The 14,705-nt window shown below is 39.2% G+C and carries 13 protein-coding genes; 4 read left to right on the top strand and 9 right to left on the bottom strand.

All coding sequences use genetic code 11. From position 1 onward, the window contains the following. The 4 genes from HMPREF3057_RS07840 to HMPREF3057_RS07825 form a co-directional block, all read right to left on the bottom strand. On the bottom strand, positions 1–427 hold a 427-nt coding region (locus tag HMPREF3057_RS07840), incomplete at its 3' end, for a pneumococcal-type histidine triad protein (RefSeq protein WP_142350357.1). 246 nt (positions 428–673) lie between these two features. Next, complete coding sequence (ptsP, locus tag HMPREF3057_RS07835; RefSeq protein ID WP_000138129.1) at positions 674–2,407, bottom strand: phosphoenolpyruvate--protein phosphotransferase; 1,734 nt, start codon at positions 2,405–2,407, stop codon at positions 674–676. Between the two features lie 5 nt (positions 2,408–2,412). Then, positions 2,413–2,676, bottom strand: a complete 264-nt coding sequence (locus HMPREF3057_RS07830; protein WP_000146948.1) for a phosphocarrier protein HPr — start codon at positions 2,674–2,676, stop codon at positions 2,413–2,415. A gap of 461 nt (positions 2,677–3,137) precedes the next feature. Then, positions 3,138–4,358 (bottom strand): alpha/beta hydrolase family protein, encoded by a 1,221-nt coding sequence (locus HMPREF3057_RS07825; RefSeq protein ID WP_000661899.1) that lies wholly within the window; start codon positions 4,356–4,358, stop codon positions 3,138–3,140. 654 nt (positions 4,359–5,012) lie between these two features. On the opposite strand from HMPREF3057_RS07825, the gene nrdH reads away from it, so the two are divergent. From nrdH to HMPREF3057_RS07805, 4 genes are all read left to right on the top strand, one after another. Further along, positions 5,013–5,231 (top strand): glutaredoxin-like protein NrdH, encoded by a 219-nt coding sequence (gene nrdH, locus HMPREF3057_RS07820; protein WP_000259240.1) that lies wholly within the window; start codon positions 5,013–5,015, stop codon positions 5,229–5,231. 80 nt (positions 5,232–5,311) lie between these two features. Then, positions 5,312–7,471 (top strand): class 1b ribonucleoside-diphosphate reductase subunit alpha, encoded by a 2,160-nt coding sequence (gene nrdE / locus HMPREF3057_RS07815; protein WP_049484412.1) that lies wholly within the window; start codon positions 5,312–5,314, stop codon positions 7,469–7,471. 193 nt (positions 7,472–7,664) lie between these two features. Next, the gene (gene nrdF, locus HMPREF3057_RS07810) at positions 7,665–8,627 is read left to right on the top strand and encodes a class 1b ribonucleoside-diphosphate reductase subunit beta (protein WP_000451372.1); all 963 of its coding nucleotides are present in this window, start codon (positions 7,665–7,667) and stop codon (positions 8,625–8,627) included. Between the two features lie 139 nt (positions 8,628–8,766). Then, positions 8,767–9,534, top strand: coding sequence for a DeoR/GlpR family DNA-binding transcription regulator (locus tag HMPREF3057_RS07805; RefSeq protein ID WP_070697106.1), 768 nt, complete (start codon positions 8,767–8,769; stop codon positions 9,532–9,534). Positions 9,535–9,573: 39 nt separating this feature from the next. Here the strand turns inward: HMPREF3057_RS07805 and lacG are convergent, their stop codons facing one another. The 5 genes from lacG to HMPREF3057_RS07780 all read right to left on the bottom strand — a co-directional run. Further along, the gene (lacG, locus tag HMPREF3057_RS07800) at positions 9,574–10,980 is read right to left on the bottom strand and encodes a 6-phospho-beta-galactosidase (RefSeq protein WP_049477712.1); all 1,407 of its coding nucleotides are present in this window, start codon (positions 10,978–10,980) and stop codon (positions 9,574–9,576) included. 84 nt (positions 10,981–11,064) lie between these two features. Beyond that, the gene (locus HMPREF3057_RS07795) at positions 11,065–12,759 is read right to left on the bottom strand and encodes a lactose-specific PTS transporter subunit EIIC (RefSeq protein ID WP_049520256.1); all 1,695 of its coding nucleotides are present in this window, start codon (positions 12,757–12,759) and stop codon (positions 11,065–11,067) included. Continuing rightward, on the bottom strand, positions 12,759–13,076 hold the full coding sequence (locus tag HMPREF3057_RS07790) for a PTS lactose/cellobiose transporter subunit IIA (RefSeq protein WP_001078323.1): 318 nt from the start codon (positions 13,074–13,076) through the stop codon (positions 12,759–12,761). Before HMPREF3057_RS07790 ends, HMPREF3057_RS07795 begins: the two co-directional genes overlap by 1 nt. A 35-nt stretch (positions 13,077–13,111) precedes the next feature. Beyond that, positions 13,112–13,948, bottom strand: coding sequence for a PRD domain-containing protein (locus tag HMPREF3057_RS07785; RefSeq protein ID WP_070697104.1), 837 nt, complete (start codon positions 13,946–13,948; stop codon positions 13,112–13,114). A 234-nt stretch (positions 13,949–14,182) separates the two neighbouring features. After that, positions 14,183–14,705 (bottom strand): tagatose 1,6-diphosphate aldolase (locus HMPREF3057_RS07780; RefSeq protein ID WP_142350351.1); only part of this gene is annotated, 523 nt, incomplete at its 5' end.

Here is a 14,705-nt window from a genome sequence, read left to right as displayed (position 1 = left end):
CATGGGTTGCATCCTTAAGGTAAACATAGTATTTTCCATCTACCTTGATAACATAACCGCCCTTGATTTCACTGACAATATCCTCGTCCTTGAGCTGGTAGTTTGGATCCTTCATCAGCAACTCTTCACTGATGATGGCATCATAAGGGACCTTCCCATTGTAATAATGATAGTGGTCGCCATGCGAAGTGACATAGCCTTGGTCTGTTATCTTGATGACGATTTGCTCCGCGTTAATGCCTTCTTTTTTGCTGACCTCATCAGGAGTCAAATTCTCCGTTTTTTGTGCCGCCTGTTTTCCATCTATATAGGAAACACGATTATTTTCTTTGACTGTTCTAGCTTGATACAGTCCCAACTCGTAAGAACAGACACTTAAAATTAAAGCTGCCGCAGAACCAGCAAGGTATTTTTTATTAATTTTCATTGAAACTCACTTTCTTTTTTGATATTTCTATTTGCAATTCATTTCTAAATTGCAGAAACTCCTCTCTATTAATTAACTGGTTAATAGTTTACTCCTAAATTTGCAACTTGTCAAGAATTTTATGAACCAGTTAAGTATTTTTTTATTCTTCACCGCTACTTTCTCTAGAATGGACTTTATATAAAAAAGATTTTCTTGAAAATTCTTTAAAAAAGCCCCTGCAACTGAGTTGCAAGGACTTTTCGATTAATCAAAATTAACGTATTCTTTTTGAAGTTCAAGGACTTCTTCCATTGTTGAGCATTCTGTAAGGGCACGGTTTGCGTACTCTTCCATCTTAGCTGTATCCAATTTCTTCATCAAGCTACGCGTACGAAGTACAGATGTTGCTGACATAGAGAACTCATCCAAGCCCATTCCGACAAGAAGTGGAACAGCTTGTTGATCACCAGCCATCTCACCACACATTCCAGCCCATTTCCCTTCAGCGTGAGCTGCTTTGATCACATTGTTGATCAAGCGTAGGATTGATGGGTTGTATGGTTGGTAAAGGTATGAAACTTGTTCGTTCATACGGTCTGCTGCCATTGTGTATTGGATCAAGTCGTTTGTACCAATTGAGAAGAAGTCAACTTCTTTAGCAAATTGATCTGCAAGCATGGCTGCTGCTGGGATTTCGATCATGATACCAACTTGGATATTATCCGCAACTGCAACACCTTCAGCAAGAAGGTTTGCTTTTTCTTCGTCAAAGACTGCTTTCGCTGCACGGAATTCTTTCAAGAGCGCAACCATTGGGAACATGATACGCAATTGACCGTGAACAGACGCACGAAGAAGGGCACGGATTTGTGTGCGGAACATAGCATCTCCAGTCTCAGAGATAGAGATACGAAGGGCACGGAATCCAAGGAATGGGTTCATTTCGTGAGGCATATCGAAGTAAGGAAGTTCCTTATCTCCACCGATATCCATTGTACGAACGACAACAGGTTTACCGTTCATTCCTTCAAGTACAGCCTTGTAAGCTTCGTATTGCTCGTCTTCTGTTGGGAAGTCTTGAGAATCCATGTACAAGAACTCTGTACGGTAAAGACCAACAGCTTCAGCACCGTTGTCATTGACACCTTCAACGTCTTTTGGAGTACCGATGTTGGCAGCCAATTCAAAGTGTTTGCCATCAGCAGTTACTGTTTTAGCATCTTTCAAGAGAGCCCATTCAGCTTTTTGTTTCGCATAAGCTTCACCAGCAGCCTTGAATTCAGCCGCTTGCTCATCAGTTGGATTGATAATAACCTCACCTGTGATACCGTTAACGGCAAGAATATCACCGTCTTTAACGATTTCAGTGATGTTGTTTGTTCCCAATACTGCTGCAATTTCAAGTGTACGCGCCATGATAGCAGAGTGGCTTGTACGTCCACCAATGTTGGTTACAAAAGCTTTTACAAAGTTTTTGTCCAATTGAGCTGTATCTGAAGGAGTCAAGTCATGCGCAATCACAATCACTTCTTCATTGATAGAAGCTGGGTTTGGCAATTTTTTACCAAGGAGGTTGGCCAATACACGTTTTGTCACGTCGCGGATATCCGCAGCGCGTTCTTGCATGTATGGGTTGTCTTCCATGCCTTCAAAGATAGTGATAAACATGTCTGTTACTTCTTTCAGACCTGCTTCTGCATTCACTTTCTTCGCACGGATTGTTTCCTTGATTTGGCTGATCATTTCTGGGTCAGCAAGAACCATTAAGTGAGCGTCAAAAACTTGAGCTGCTTCTTCACCGAGCGTACCTACTGCTTTCTCGCGAATAACAGAAAGCTCGTCTTGTGATGCCTGTAGAGCGGCATCAAGGCGAGCTTCTTCTGCGTTTGTATCTTCGACTGTAATAGTCTCAAATGACAAATCCGGTTGAACGAGTAGATATGCTTTTGCAACTGCAACACCGTCAGATGCTGCGATTCCTTTAAGCATTTCTGTCATTTTCCTTATGCCAATCCTTCTTTTTCCATAGTTTCAGTGATAGCAGCGATTGCGTCGTCAGCATCTGCACCTTCAGCTGAAATTGTAACGTCAGCACCTTGGCCAACACCAAGACTCATAACACCCATGATAGATTTAAGATTTACTGATTTACCTTTGTATTCAAGAGTGATATCTGAAGCAAATTTGCTAGCTGTTTGAACCAACAATGTTGCTGGACGCGCGTGAATACCTGTTTCTGCCACTACGTGGAAATCTTTAGAAGCCATAGTTTGACTCTCCTTTAGTTATTTCTTTTTTGAGTTATATGTGATAACCCTTACAAGACTGTATTATATCACCTTCTAGATAATTTTTCAAGTATTTTATGGACTTTTACTGAAAATGAAATTACTTCTTTTTCTATTAAATGAGCACTCTAGTAACTAAATAGCATATCTAAACACTAATTGTTCAAAGAATGTCATCATCAAAATTCAATTTTCAAAGCTATTTTCCCTTAATACCAATCAGAGGACAATCCTAGTAAATAATGAAATAATACTATTTAACTATAATTAATATAACTCAGTAAATCCATTATTTGAAAAGACTTCATCAAATCCTGAAATTCTAAAACCTACTCTTACCATCAACAGTAGAGAATTTATCCAATTTGCTACTTAAAGTAAAATAAGTTTGTAGCCCCTAACAGTAAAAAGGTAGATATATCTAAGTGGTATAAGTAGAACTAAAACTTTGATTGATTCCATTCAAATAAAGTATCCAACCAATCAAAAACGACATTATGGGCGAGTCTTAGATTATTGACTTGGCAATGAGCGTCCGCACCACTTTCCGCCTCAAATACTTGAAGTTTAGTTTGTTGATTTTTAGATTTAAGTTCTTCATAAATCACCTTAGTTTGATGCTGCAGTTCAGCACCCTCACCCTTTCCCATGATAAAAAGGCATGGGCATTGAATTTTTTGGTAATCCACAATCTTTGCATGGTTAAATACATCATCAATAGCACTCTTAAAATCAGAAGTACCAAACTGCCATGCATACTTTTTAAGATTTAAATTTGCTGATTCATTCCAATTTCCAGCTAATTTTAAAATGGCATTTATTAACCAACTAGGTGCTTTCAAACTTGATCCAAATTCTTTTCTGAAAAGTTCTGCAACGTCGTAAATAGGGGTACTAGCAATCCAAGCATGAATTCTTGGATCCTTTTCGACAGCTTGTGCAGTAAAATATCCCCCTCCGCTGACACCATAAATAGCTAAATAATTTAGTTTAGGATTTCTATTTTCCAACCAGTCTATGCATAATGAAATTGGAATAGAAGCATCCACATCAAAGACCAGCCCTCTACTAGGATTGCTCCCTTGACCAGGAAGATCAACCATTAAAACATTATAATTTCGTATCCATCCAGGATATCCTGCAAAGTAAAATAAATCTTCGCGATAAGTATCACCTCCACCAATCATGATTATCGTTGGGCAATTATCGTCGCTATGAAGATAATAACCAGGCAAGTAAGAACCCTGATAGGGAATAGTTAATTTTTCAATCGGTGCACCTAGTGAATGAATTGCACTAGAAAACACCTTCTCCATTTGACGAACGGTCGGTAAATACTCTTCAGAAAATGGATCGGTAAATTGGATTGCCGAGCGAAGTGAGTAGGTCTGTGCAAGATAATACTGCGCCTTTGTTTGTTCACTCAATCCTGAATTACTTGCTTCTTGTTCAAGGTAGTTTACATGCGATAAAAATACATTTTTCCAGTCATCAGGCTTTGGTGAGTTCCCCAATCTTTGAGCAAGATAATAAAGCTCTCCATGAGAGAAACCAAAAATTTCACCGATTCCTAACAACCAATTGAAGAAAAAATCCGTATCACCATTCTTAAAAAATATTTGAGTCGATTGCCGTTTTAAAATAACATCATTTTCTTTCACCACGCGCCTCCTAATTCTGTGTTCTTTCATTCATTTAATCTAATTATAATCTGATAACATTCTCTATCAAACAAAAGCATTCAGATATCCATTTTTTAATCTTATAATCACAGATAGTGTATCACATAAAATGAACTTTTTCAAACATTGTATTTATATACTCCTTATGAAAGGATACGAAACTCATAAGTATCCTATATAAAATTAACCAATGATCCATTTTTATGAATACATCATAATCTGTCATTTCCACTTTGGTTATATTTTAGATATTCTAATACAAAATATTGGGACATCTTGTGTAGAAAATTTCTTTTTTTCGTAAATATTACAGTTTCTATTTTATTAAAGTATTGTCTCAGCTAGACTTATTCCTGTTCTTACGATTTTTGCTATTTTCTTCGTTTTCCTTTCTGATAACTTGCTGAAAATCTTCTATTTATCTTACCAATATACAGTATATAGTTTTTTTGTTTTGATAAACTTTGATAGTTCAATGAAAACCCAATTTTACACTCTGACAAAACACTATATCTTGTGCTTTGTTTTTGAAACTGTAACTTTTTAGCACAAGATTTAGTTTAAAAAGTTTGACAAAGTTTTTTTTTCTGATATACTAAGAAAGTAATCTATTTTGAAAGAGGAGTTACGAAAATGGTAACCGTTTATTCTAAAAACAACTGTGTCCAATGTAAGATGACCAAGCGTTTCTTGGACAGCAACAATGTCGCTTATCGTGAGATCAATCTCGACGAGCAACCAGAGTACATCGATCAAGTTAAAGAGCTCGGTTTCAGCGCAGCTCCTGTTATCCAAACACCAACTGAAGTCTTTTCAGGCTTCCAACCAGGAAAACTGAAACAATTAGCATAATCTTAGTACATCATCCAGAAGAGATTGCTTCTAGGGCTAACTTAGAGGCCTTTCTTTTGTAATTAGATAAAGGAAATTTTATGGGATTAAAACATCTTGAGGACGTAACTTACTTCCGTCTCAATAACGAAATCAACCGTCCTGTCAATGGACAAATCATGCTTCATAAAGATAAGGAAGCCTTGGATGCCTTCTTTAAAGAAAATGTAGTTCCAAATACCATGGTTTTTGATTCAATTACTGATAAAATCAACTACCTTATTGAACATAACTACATCGAAACTGCATTTCTCAAGAAATACCGTCCAGAGTTTTTGGAAGAATTGCATCAATTTATCAAGGACCAAAACTTCCAATTCAAATCATTCATGGCTGCCTATAAGTTTTACAACCAGTATGCCTTGAAGACTAATGACGGTGAATATTACCTTGAAAGTATGGAAGACCGTGTCTTCTTTAACGCGCTTTATTTTGCTGACGGGGATGAAGCGATTGCGACTGATATTGCCAATGAAATCATCCACCAACGCTATCAACCAGCTACTCCTTCCTTCTTGAATGCTGGTCGTGCTCGTCGTGGAGAGTTGGTATCTTGTTTCTTGATTCAAGTAACTGATGACATGAACTCTATCGGACGTTCCATCAACTCAGCTCTCCAACTTTCACGTATCGGTGGTGGTGTGGGAATTTCCCTCAGCAACCTTCGTGAAGCTGGAGCTCCTATCAAAGGTTATGAAGGTGCTGCTTCTGGTGTCGTACCAGTTATGAAGCTTTTTGAAGACAGTTTCTCTTACTCAAACCAACTCGGGCAACGTCAAGGTGCTGGGGTTGTCTACCTCAACGTCTTTCACCCAGATATCATCGCTTTCCTTTCAACCAAGAAAGAAAATGCCGATGAAAAAGTTCGTGTTAAGACCCTCTCACTTGGAGTTGTGGTCCCAGATAAATTCTACGAATTGGCTCGTAAAAATGAAGAAATGTACCTCTTCAGCCCATACTCTGTAGAGCTTGAGTATGGTGTACCGTTCAACTACATCGACATCACTGAAAAATACGATGAATTGGTCGCAAATCCAAATATCCGCAAGACAAAAATCAAGGCGCGTGATTTGGAAACTGAAATCTCTAAATTGCAACAAGAATCTGGTTACCCTTATGTCGTCAACATTGATACGGCTAACCGTGCAAATCCAGTAGATGGAAAGATTATCATGAGTAACTTGTGTTCTGAGATTCTTCAGGTCCAAGAACCAAGCTTGATCAACGATGCTCAAGAATTCCTTCAAATGGGAACAGACGTTTCATGTAACCTTGGATCAACAAACGTTGTCAACATGATGACTTCACCTGACTTTGGTCGTTCTATTCGCGCTATGGTTCGTGCCCTTACTTTCGTTACAGATAGTTCACACATCGTAGCCGTCCCTACTATCGACCACGGAAATAGCTTGGCTCACACCTTTGGTCTTGGTGCCATGGGACTTCACAGTTACCTTGCGCAACAACTGATCGAATATGGATCACCTGAGTCAATTGAATTTACAAGCATCTACTTTATGCTTATGAACTACTGGACCTTGGTTGAGTCAAACAATATTGCGCGCGAACGTGGTATCACCTTCCACAACTTTGAAAAATCAGACTATGCTAACGGAAGCTACTTTGACAAGTATGTGACAGGCGAGTTTGTTCCAAAATCAGACCGTGTTAAAGAACTCTTCAAAGATGTCTTTATTCCAAGTGCTGCTGATTGGGCTGAACTTCGCGAAAAGGTTCAAGCAGATGGTCTTTATCACCAAAACCGCCTTGCTGTAGCTCCAAATGGTTCTATCAGTTACATCAACGACGTTTCTGCATCTATCCACCCGATTACACAACGTATCGAAGAACGCCAAGAGAAGAAAATCGGTAAAATCTACTATCCAGCTGCAGGCTTGTCAACAGATACTATCCCTTACTACACTTCTGCATATGACATGGATATGCGTAAGGTGATTGATGTTTACGCTGCTGCTACTGAACACGTGGACCAAGGGCTTTCACTCACTCTCTTCATGCGTAGTGACATTCCAAAAGGTCTTTACGAATGGAAGAAAGAAAATAAACAAACGACACGTGACTTGTCAATCCTTCGTAACTATGCCTTTAACAAGGGTATCAAGTCTATCTACTATGTCCGTACCTTTACAGACGACGGTGGAGAGGTCGGTGCGAACCAATGTGAGAGCTGTGTGATTTAATTTTCATCTGAGGCAACCACATTTTCTCAGACTACTGATTAAGTTACCCGCCAGACAAAATTTGATAAGTATCTTAAATACTAGGAAAAATGAAAAGTCGGTCTTCCGACTTTTTGTGCGATACTCTTCTCAGACTATGATAAACTAGAGATGATTCGACAATCGCATTATTACATACAGAAAGAGATTTCAAATGGAAACTTACTACAAAGCCATTAACTGGAATGCCATCGAAGATGTCATCGACAAATCAACTTGGGAAAAGCTGACGGAGCAATTCTGGCTCGATACGCGTATCCCCTTGTCAAATGACCTAGATGACTGGAGAAAACTATCAAACAAGGAAAAAGACTTAGTAGGAAAAGTCTTTGGTGGTTTGACCCTTCTTGATACCATGCAATCTGAAACAGGGGTCCAGGCTCTTCGCGCAGACATCCGTACACCGCATGAGGAAGCTGTTTTTAACAACATCCAATTTATGGAATCTGTCCATGCTAAATCTTATTCATCAATCTTTTCAACCTTGAATACCAAGGCTGAAATTGAAGAAATCTTTGAATGGACCAACACTAATCCCTACCTACAAAGAAAAGCAGAAATTATCAATGAAATCTACCTCAATGGTAGCCCCCTTGAAAAGAAGGTTGCCAGCGTTTTCCTTGAAACCTTCCTCTTCTACTCTGGTTTCTTTACACCACTTTACTATCTCGGTAATAACAAACTTGCCAATGTTGCGGAAATCATCAAACTGATCATCCGTGATGAGTCTGTGCATGGAACCTACATTGGTTACAAGTTCCAACTTGGTTTTAATGAACTACCTGAAGAAGAGCAAGAAAAACTCAAAGAATGGATGTACGACCTACTCTATACCCTTTATGAGAATGAAGAAGGTTACACTGAAAGTCTCTATGATGGTGTTGGTTGGACTGAGGAAGTTAAAACCTTCCTTCGTTACAATGCCAATAAGGCTCTTATGAACCTAGGACAAGATCCACTCTTCCCAGATTCAGCTGATGATGTCAACCCAATCGTTATGAACGGTATTTCAACAGGAACTTCTAACCACGACTTCTTCTCTCAAGTCGGAAATGGTTACCTCCTTGGTGAAGTTGAAGCCATGCAAGACGAGGATTACAACTACGGTTTAGACTAATTTGGCTAATCATTCAAAATATCATGGTTTGTTTAAAACAACCATGATATTTTTGTTTTTGTTTTATTTTGTTTTTTTCTATTTGATTGATTGAGCGTTTTATGGTAAGATAATAATAGTAGAAATCGAGGTGATAAGGATGCTAAAGCAAGAAAAACTAGATAGTATTCTAGAAGCAGTAAACACAAAAGGCACTATTACTGTAAAAGAGATTATGGAGAGTCTTGATGTGTCAGATATGACAGCTCGTCGCTACTTACAAGAATTGGCAGATAAGGATTTGCTGGTTCGTGTGCACGGTGGCGCTGAAAAACTTCGTACAGGTTCTCTCTTAAACAACGAACGCTCAAACGTCGAAAAACAAGGTTTGCAGATTGCTGAAAAACAAGAAATTAGCCGTTTTGCAGGTCATTTGATTGACGAAGGTGAAACTATTTTTATCGGGCCAGGAACAACCTTAGAATGTTTTGCTCGTGAGCTCCCTATTGATAACATTCGTGTCGTAACAAACAGTCTTCCTGTTTTTCTCATCCTAAACGAACGAAAACTAACAGATTTGATCTTGATTGGTGGAAATTATCGCTCTATCACTGGTGCTTTTGTAGGGACACTTACCTTGCAGGATTTGACCAATCTCCAGTTTTCTAAAGCTTTTGTAAGCTGTAATGGTATTAAGGATAAGGCAATTGCTACTTTCAGTGAAGAAGAGGGCGAGGTACAACGAATCGCCTTGAACAATGCCAATAAAAAATACTTACTGGCAGACCACAGTAAGTTTAATAAGTTTGATTTTTACAATTTCTACAATATCTCAGAAATTGATACCATCGTTTCAGATTCCAAACTGAGTCAGGAGACATTTGAAGAGCTGTCGAAACAAACAACCATTCTTTTATCAAAACCATAAAAATTCCCCTGCCTTTTGGCGGGGAATTTTTGTTGAATTTTATTCAATAAGTTGGGTCTCAGCTAGTTTCTTGTACCAGTGAGCTGATTTCTTAGGATAACGCTCCTGGGTTTCAAAATCAACATAGAAGAGGCCGTAACGCTTTTCGTAGCCGTTTGACCAAGAGAAGACATCCATCAATGACCAGATGAAGTATCCTTTGACGTTTGCACCATCATCAATAGCATCAGATAATACTTCCAAGTGTTGTTTCACATAATCAATACGACCATCATCGTAAACAGTGTTATCCACAAACTCATCTTTATAGCCGAGGCCATTTTCAGTGATGTAAATCTTCTTGTAGTTAGGATAATCTTTCTTCACGCGCATAATTTGGTCATACAAACCTTGAGGGTAGATAATCCAATCCCAATCCGTACGTGGTACATAATCAGGAGCTACACGACGACCAACGCCTTTGATTTGGTATTTAGAGCTTCCTTTCTCACCCTTCCCATTGTGGATGATTTCAGTTTCTCCATCAAAGGCTTCCATCCAGTCACTCATATAGTAATTGATTCCAAGGAAATCATTCAAGTCTTTTGCAGCTTCTAATACTTCGAAATCTTCTTCACGAAGATCTAAGCTACCACCATTGGCAGCCAAGATAGCCTCTACCCCTGCCAGGGTCTTTTCAGAGTAGTGACCCAGATAAGTTGCATCCAAGATAAATTTATTATGGATAATGTCCTCCAACTCTGCCGCAATAACATCTGCAGGATTTTCAGGATCAAGTGGGTACTTGGTTGGGAGAGCGTGCACGACACCAATTTCCCCTTTATAGCCTTTCTCTTTGTACAATTTTACCGCGCGTGCATGAGACACCATCATATTGTGGTGCGATTGGAAAACTTTGGCAAGATCGTACTGGATACCTGGAGGGAATTTCCCAACCAAATACTGACCATCTCCTATCGGCCCAATTTCATTAAAGGTTGTCCAAAAGTTAACTTCAGGAAATTCTTCAAAACAGAAAGCCGCGTAGTCTACAAAGTGTTCAATGTTTTCACGGTTTAAGAAGTCTCCATTTGAATGTAGAGCTTCTGGCGTATCAAAGTGATGAAGAGTTACAAAGGGCTCAACATGACGTTTGTGGCACTCTGCAAATAGATTATGATAGAACTCAACCCCCTTGTCATTAACTTTCCCATAACCAGTTGGAAAGATACGTGACCAAGCGATTGAGATACGGATACCATTGACACCATACTCTTCTGCAAGTTTGAGGTCTACTGGGTATTTGTGATAGAAATCACTGGCTGGTTCAGCAGTGTACCAGTAGTTATCTTCAAGATATTTATCCCACGCTACTGGTCCTTTACCATCAGTATGTGTAGCACCTTCTGCTTGATAGGCAGCTGTTGCGCCACCGAAAATAAAGTCTTTTGGAAGTGTTTTTGTCATTTGATTCACCTTTCAAGAAATAGAAATGAGATGGGGATATAGTTGGGAGGAATTACTCCATCTCACTTCTTCGCTCTTTACCTTTTATTCTTCGAACTGCTCTTGAACAAAGGCAAGAGCGCCTTTTCCATCGCGAGTCAGTTTAATGTATTGGCCACCTTCTGTCTTGGCAAGTTTGATACCAAGTTTGTCAGTTTCGGCCTTCATGTCTTCAAAGTTTGAAGCAACTTGAGGAGCAAGGATAACCAGATCAAACTCAGGCAACATTTCACGGTGAGCACCATAGCCACCAGCTGCTGCTTTAACAGGAACCTTGTACTCCGCAGCTGCTTTGTTTAGAGCATTTGCAAGGAGACCACTTGTACCTCCGCCTGCACAGAGAACGAGAACATTGGTTTCTTCAGTAATTGTGTTTTGCGCTGCTTCTACACCAGCTTTTTCAAGAATCGCATCTGCTTTAGCAGTATTGAAGTTTGCAGCTACTTTTTCTTTTAATTCATCATTGGCTTTACCAGAACGTTCTTCTTCAAGGATTTGTTCATCATAAACCTTGAGGAATGGATAGTAAATAGCTACGTCAACAAGAATTAACAAAGCAGCAAGTACAAATGACAAGAATTGGAAGTTTGTACCGAGAACAATACCGAGCGGACCTGGTGTTGTCCAAGGAAGGTTGGCAGTAAATGAGTTCATGCCAAGCGTTTCAATAAAGAATTTAAAGATCCAAACGTTGGCAATTGGCGCAAAGATAAATGGAATAAAGAAGATTGGATTCAATACAAGTGGTGCACCAAACAAGATTGGTTCATTTACACCAAAGAAAGTTGGAACTACTGAAGCACGTCCGATTGCACGGTTTCGTTTTGATTTGGTCAACCACATGAACATGAATGGAACAACCAGTGTCGCACCAGTACCACCCATGGTAACGATAAACATTTGTGTACCAGAAGTAAGAATCTTGTCAGCGTGCATACCTTGTTGGAGAAGGTTCAAGTTGACTTCGGCATTTGCATAGGTAATAGCTGCGATTGCTGGTTCAACGATAGATGGTCCATGGATACCCACAAACCAGAAGAAGGCAAAGGCCCCAAAGATAATGGTAATACCCAGATAGCCATCCGCGGCTGAGAATAATGGTGCAAAGAATTTACCGATTGATTCTGCTACACTGGCTCCAACAAAATGACGAGCTAGTAAATCAAGAACATATAGAGAAACAACTGAAAGAGTGAATGGAATCACATCTTTAAAAACTTGTGAGATATTTGGTGGAACTTCGTCAGGCATACGAATAGTTACGTTGTTCTTAACACAAACCTTATAGATGGCTACAGTAACAAAGGCAGCAAGGAAGGCTGAAAGCAAACCTTTTGTCCCCAAGAATCCAGTAGCTAGACCATTTTCGATAGGATCAGCTGCCAACATCAACAAACCAACAATTGCTGCCAAAAGTGTTGACATATAGTTGATTTGATTGGTTTTTTCCATGCTACGGTTTACTGAGTCGGTCAATGACTTAGCTGTTGTACCAGCTACCAAGAGAGCTAGAATCCCCATTGAATAGCTATAAGGTTTCATGAGGAGATTAACAACATCATCAGACCATTTAAAGCCCCATGAGTTTGGTACAAAAGCAATCAAGATAAAGATACTTGAGAAGAGAATAACAGGCATCCCTGCAATGAAACCATCACGAATAGCACGAAGATAGATATTACGAGACAGTTTTTCAAAGAAAGGTTTTCCTTTCTCGATAAATGAAATTAGTTTGTTCATTACTTAACTCCTCTCTTGTAGAGTTCGATTAAATGGTGCATCAAGTCTTTGAGCAAGATAGTTGTCATCAAGTGGTCTTGGCCATGCATCATGGTCACACTATAAGCCAAATCCTCACCAGCTGCTTCCTTGGTCAATAGACTTGTTTGCGCGTGATGTGCTTCAGCAATGCAAGAACCAGCTTCTTCAACTAAGCTATCCGCTTTCGCGAAATCACCAGCTTCAGCAGCCTTTAAAGCTTCCAATAGTTTTGATCGAGCATCGCCAGCATAGGCAACAATTTCAAAACCTAACAATGTTACTTCTTCTCTATTCATGATAGAATTCTCCTTATGTATTTTTAATTAAATTTTTATGACAATAAACGTTGGATATGTAGAACTAGATAAACTCGTTCACTTTTATACAAATCAAGACCCGTATGTTGCGTAATCACATCATAGATCTTGGAACCAATCTCGAACGCTTTTGGATAGGATTGTTTAATATGATCTTCCATATCCAGAAGTGATTGGTTATCATCTCTAGATCTGTCTAAATAATCCAAGAAATAATTCAAATGAATCATAAAGCGGTCATAGAAATGGTTATTCTCTTTGGTTCGTTGAATAGCGTAAGTCTGTAGCACTTCTTCAACATTCCTGAGGATTTCTTTCCTCTTGTCTATCGACTCAACCACTTGAACTTCGTTCTCCCCTTCGGCATTGATGAAATGATAAGCGATCCGAATAATTTCATCCTCAGGGAAATGATCTGTCAACTTCTGACGATAGATTTCAAAGGCTTCCTTTGCGATTTGAAAAGCGATAGGATACTTGGCAGAAATATCTGGCAGATTGCTATCCTTGTACCTTCCTTGTGTTAGAGCTTGATAAGAACAGTAAATATGATCTGTCAAGGTCACATAGAGATACTCTTGAATCGGATAATGATATTTCTTAGAAAGCTTATCAATAATCTCATAGGTCACTGTGATAAAATCCAGCGGAACATCTTTGAGCAGAGCCATAAAATTTTCTCTGGACTCTTCTGTCTTCATCCGAAAGATTTTCTCAACCTGATTTTCAGCAATTAAGTCCCCTTTCTTCTTTCCAAATGCAATCCCCTTACCAATCACAATCACTTCTTCTCCTTTGTCATTTCTGACAAGCGAGACGTTGTGATTCATTGGGTTTAGAATTCGATACATGGCAACCTCCTTTTATCTCTTAAAGGTATATGAGTATAAAAAATGACCACAAATGAACTAGAAAATCTATTGATTTCTAATTCACCTGTGATCATGCCTAATATTACTTAGTAACACTCACCTTGTATTAACTTGTGATTTAAGTATAGCACAAGTAAGTTTTTTTGTAAACCTTTACATTCAACTTTTTTTAAATTTTTTTAGATCAATGTTCCTAAGATTAGGGGGGAAAACTTATACACGTTCAGTCCATGAAGTCGCTGTTGTTTGAAGAACCTTGTTGAGTTCATCAATGTTCTCAAATCCAGTTGTGCGTAGCCATTCACGAGCTGCTGCCTCACCGTCTTTGATGTAGGCTTCAACTGATCCAGCCCATGTTGCACGTCCACAAAGAACACCGTTGAAGTTTGCGCCTGATTCGTGGGCAAAGACAAGCGTTTCTTGGAAGAGTTTAGCTGATACACCCGCACTCAAGTAGATGTATGGAAGATTTGTTGCTTCGTCTTGAGCTTTGAAGAAGGCTGCTGCTTCTTCGCGTGTATGAACGACTTCTCCATCACCAAATCCTTCAACGTATTTCACATTGACTGGAACTTCTACTTTCAAGACATCGATGTTAAAGCGTGGGTCTGAGAAGACCTTCATAGCACCGATAACCTTGTGTGGTTTCACTTTGGCGTATTCTGCAGAACCTGCGTCAGTGATTTTTTCATCGTAAGCCAAGATTTCAAGGAAGAACGGAATGTCTTCCGCCACA

Source organism: Streptococcus sp. HMSC072D05 (genome assembly GCF_001815805.1).
Classification (GTDB): domain Bacteria; phylum Bacillota; class Bacilli; order Lactobacillales; family Streptococcaceae; genus Streptococcus.
This window is presented reverse-complemented; position numbering and strand designations above follow the sequence as displayed.

Coding starts and splice junctions, on each gene's coding strand:
- HMPREF3057_RS07805 (WP_070697106.1), top strand. CDS start 8,767: ATGCTAAAGCAAGAAAAACTAGATAGTATTCTAGAAGCAGTAAACACA.
- nrdE (WP_049484412.1), top strand. CDS start 5,312: ATGGGATTAAAACATCTTGAGGACGTAACTTACTTCCGTCTCAATAAC.
- nrdH (WP_000259240.1), top strand. CDS start 5,013: ATGGTAACCGTTTATTCTAAAAACAACTGTGTCCAATGTAAGATGACC.
- ptsP (WP_000138129.1), bottom strand. CDS start 2,407: ATGACAGAAATGCTTAAAGGAATCGCAGCATCTGACGGTGTTGCAGTT.
- HMPREF3057_RS07795 (WP_049520256.1), bottom strand. CDS start 12,759: ATGAACAAACTAATTTCATTTATCGAGAAAGGAAAACCTTTCTTTGAA.
- HMPREF3057_RS07790 (WP_001078323.1), bottom strand. CDS start 13,076: ATGAATAGAGAAGAAGTAACATTGTTAGGTTTTGAAATTGTTGCCTAT.
- nrdF (WP_000451372.1), top strand. CDS start 7,665: ATGGAAACTTACTACAAAGCCATTAACTGGAATGCCATCGAAGATGTC.
- lacG (WP_049477712.1), bottom strand. CDS start 10,980: ATGACAAAAACACTTCCAAAAGACTTTATTTTCGGTGGCGCAACAGCT.
- HMPREF3057_RS07785 (WP_070697104.1), bottom strand. CDS start 13,948: ATGTATCGAATTCTAAACCCAATGAATCACAACGTCTCGCTTGTCAGA.
- HMPREF3057_RS07830 (WP_000146948.1), bottom strand. CDS start 2,676: ATGGCTTCTAAAGATTTCCACGTAGTGGCAGAAACAGGTATTCACGCG.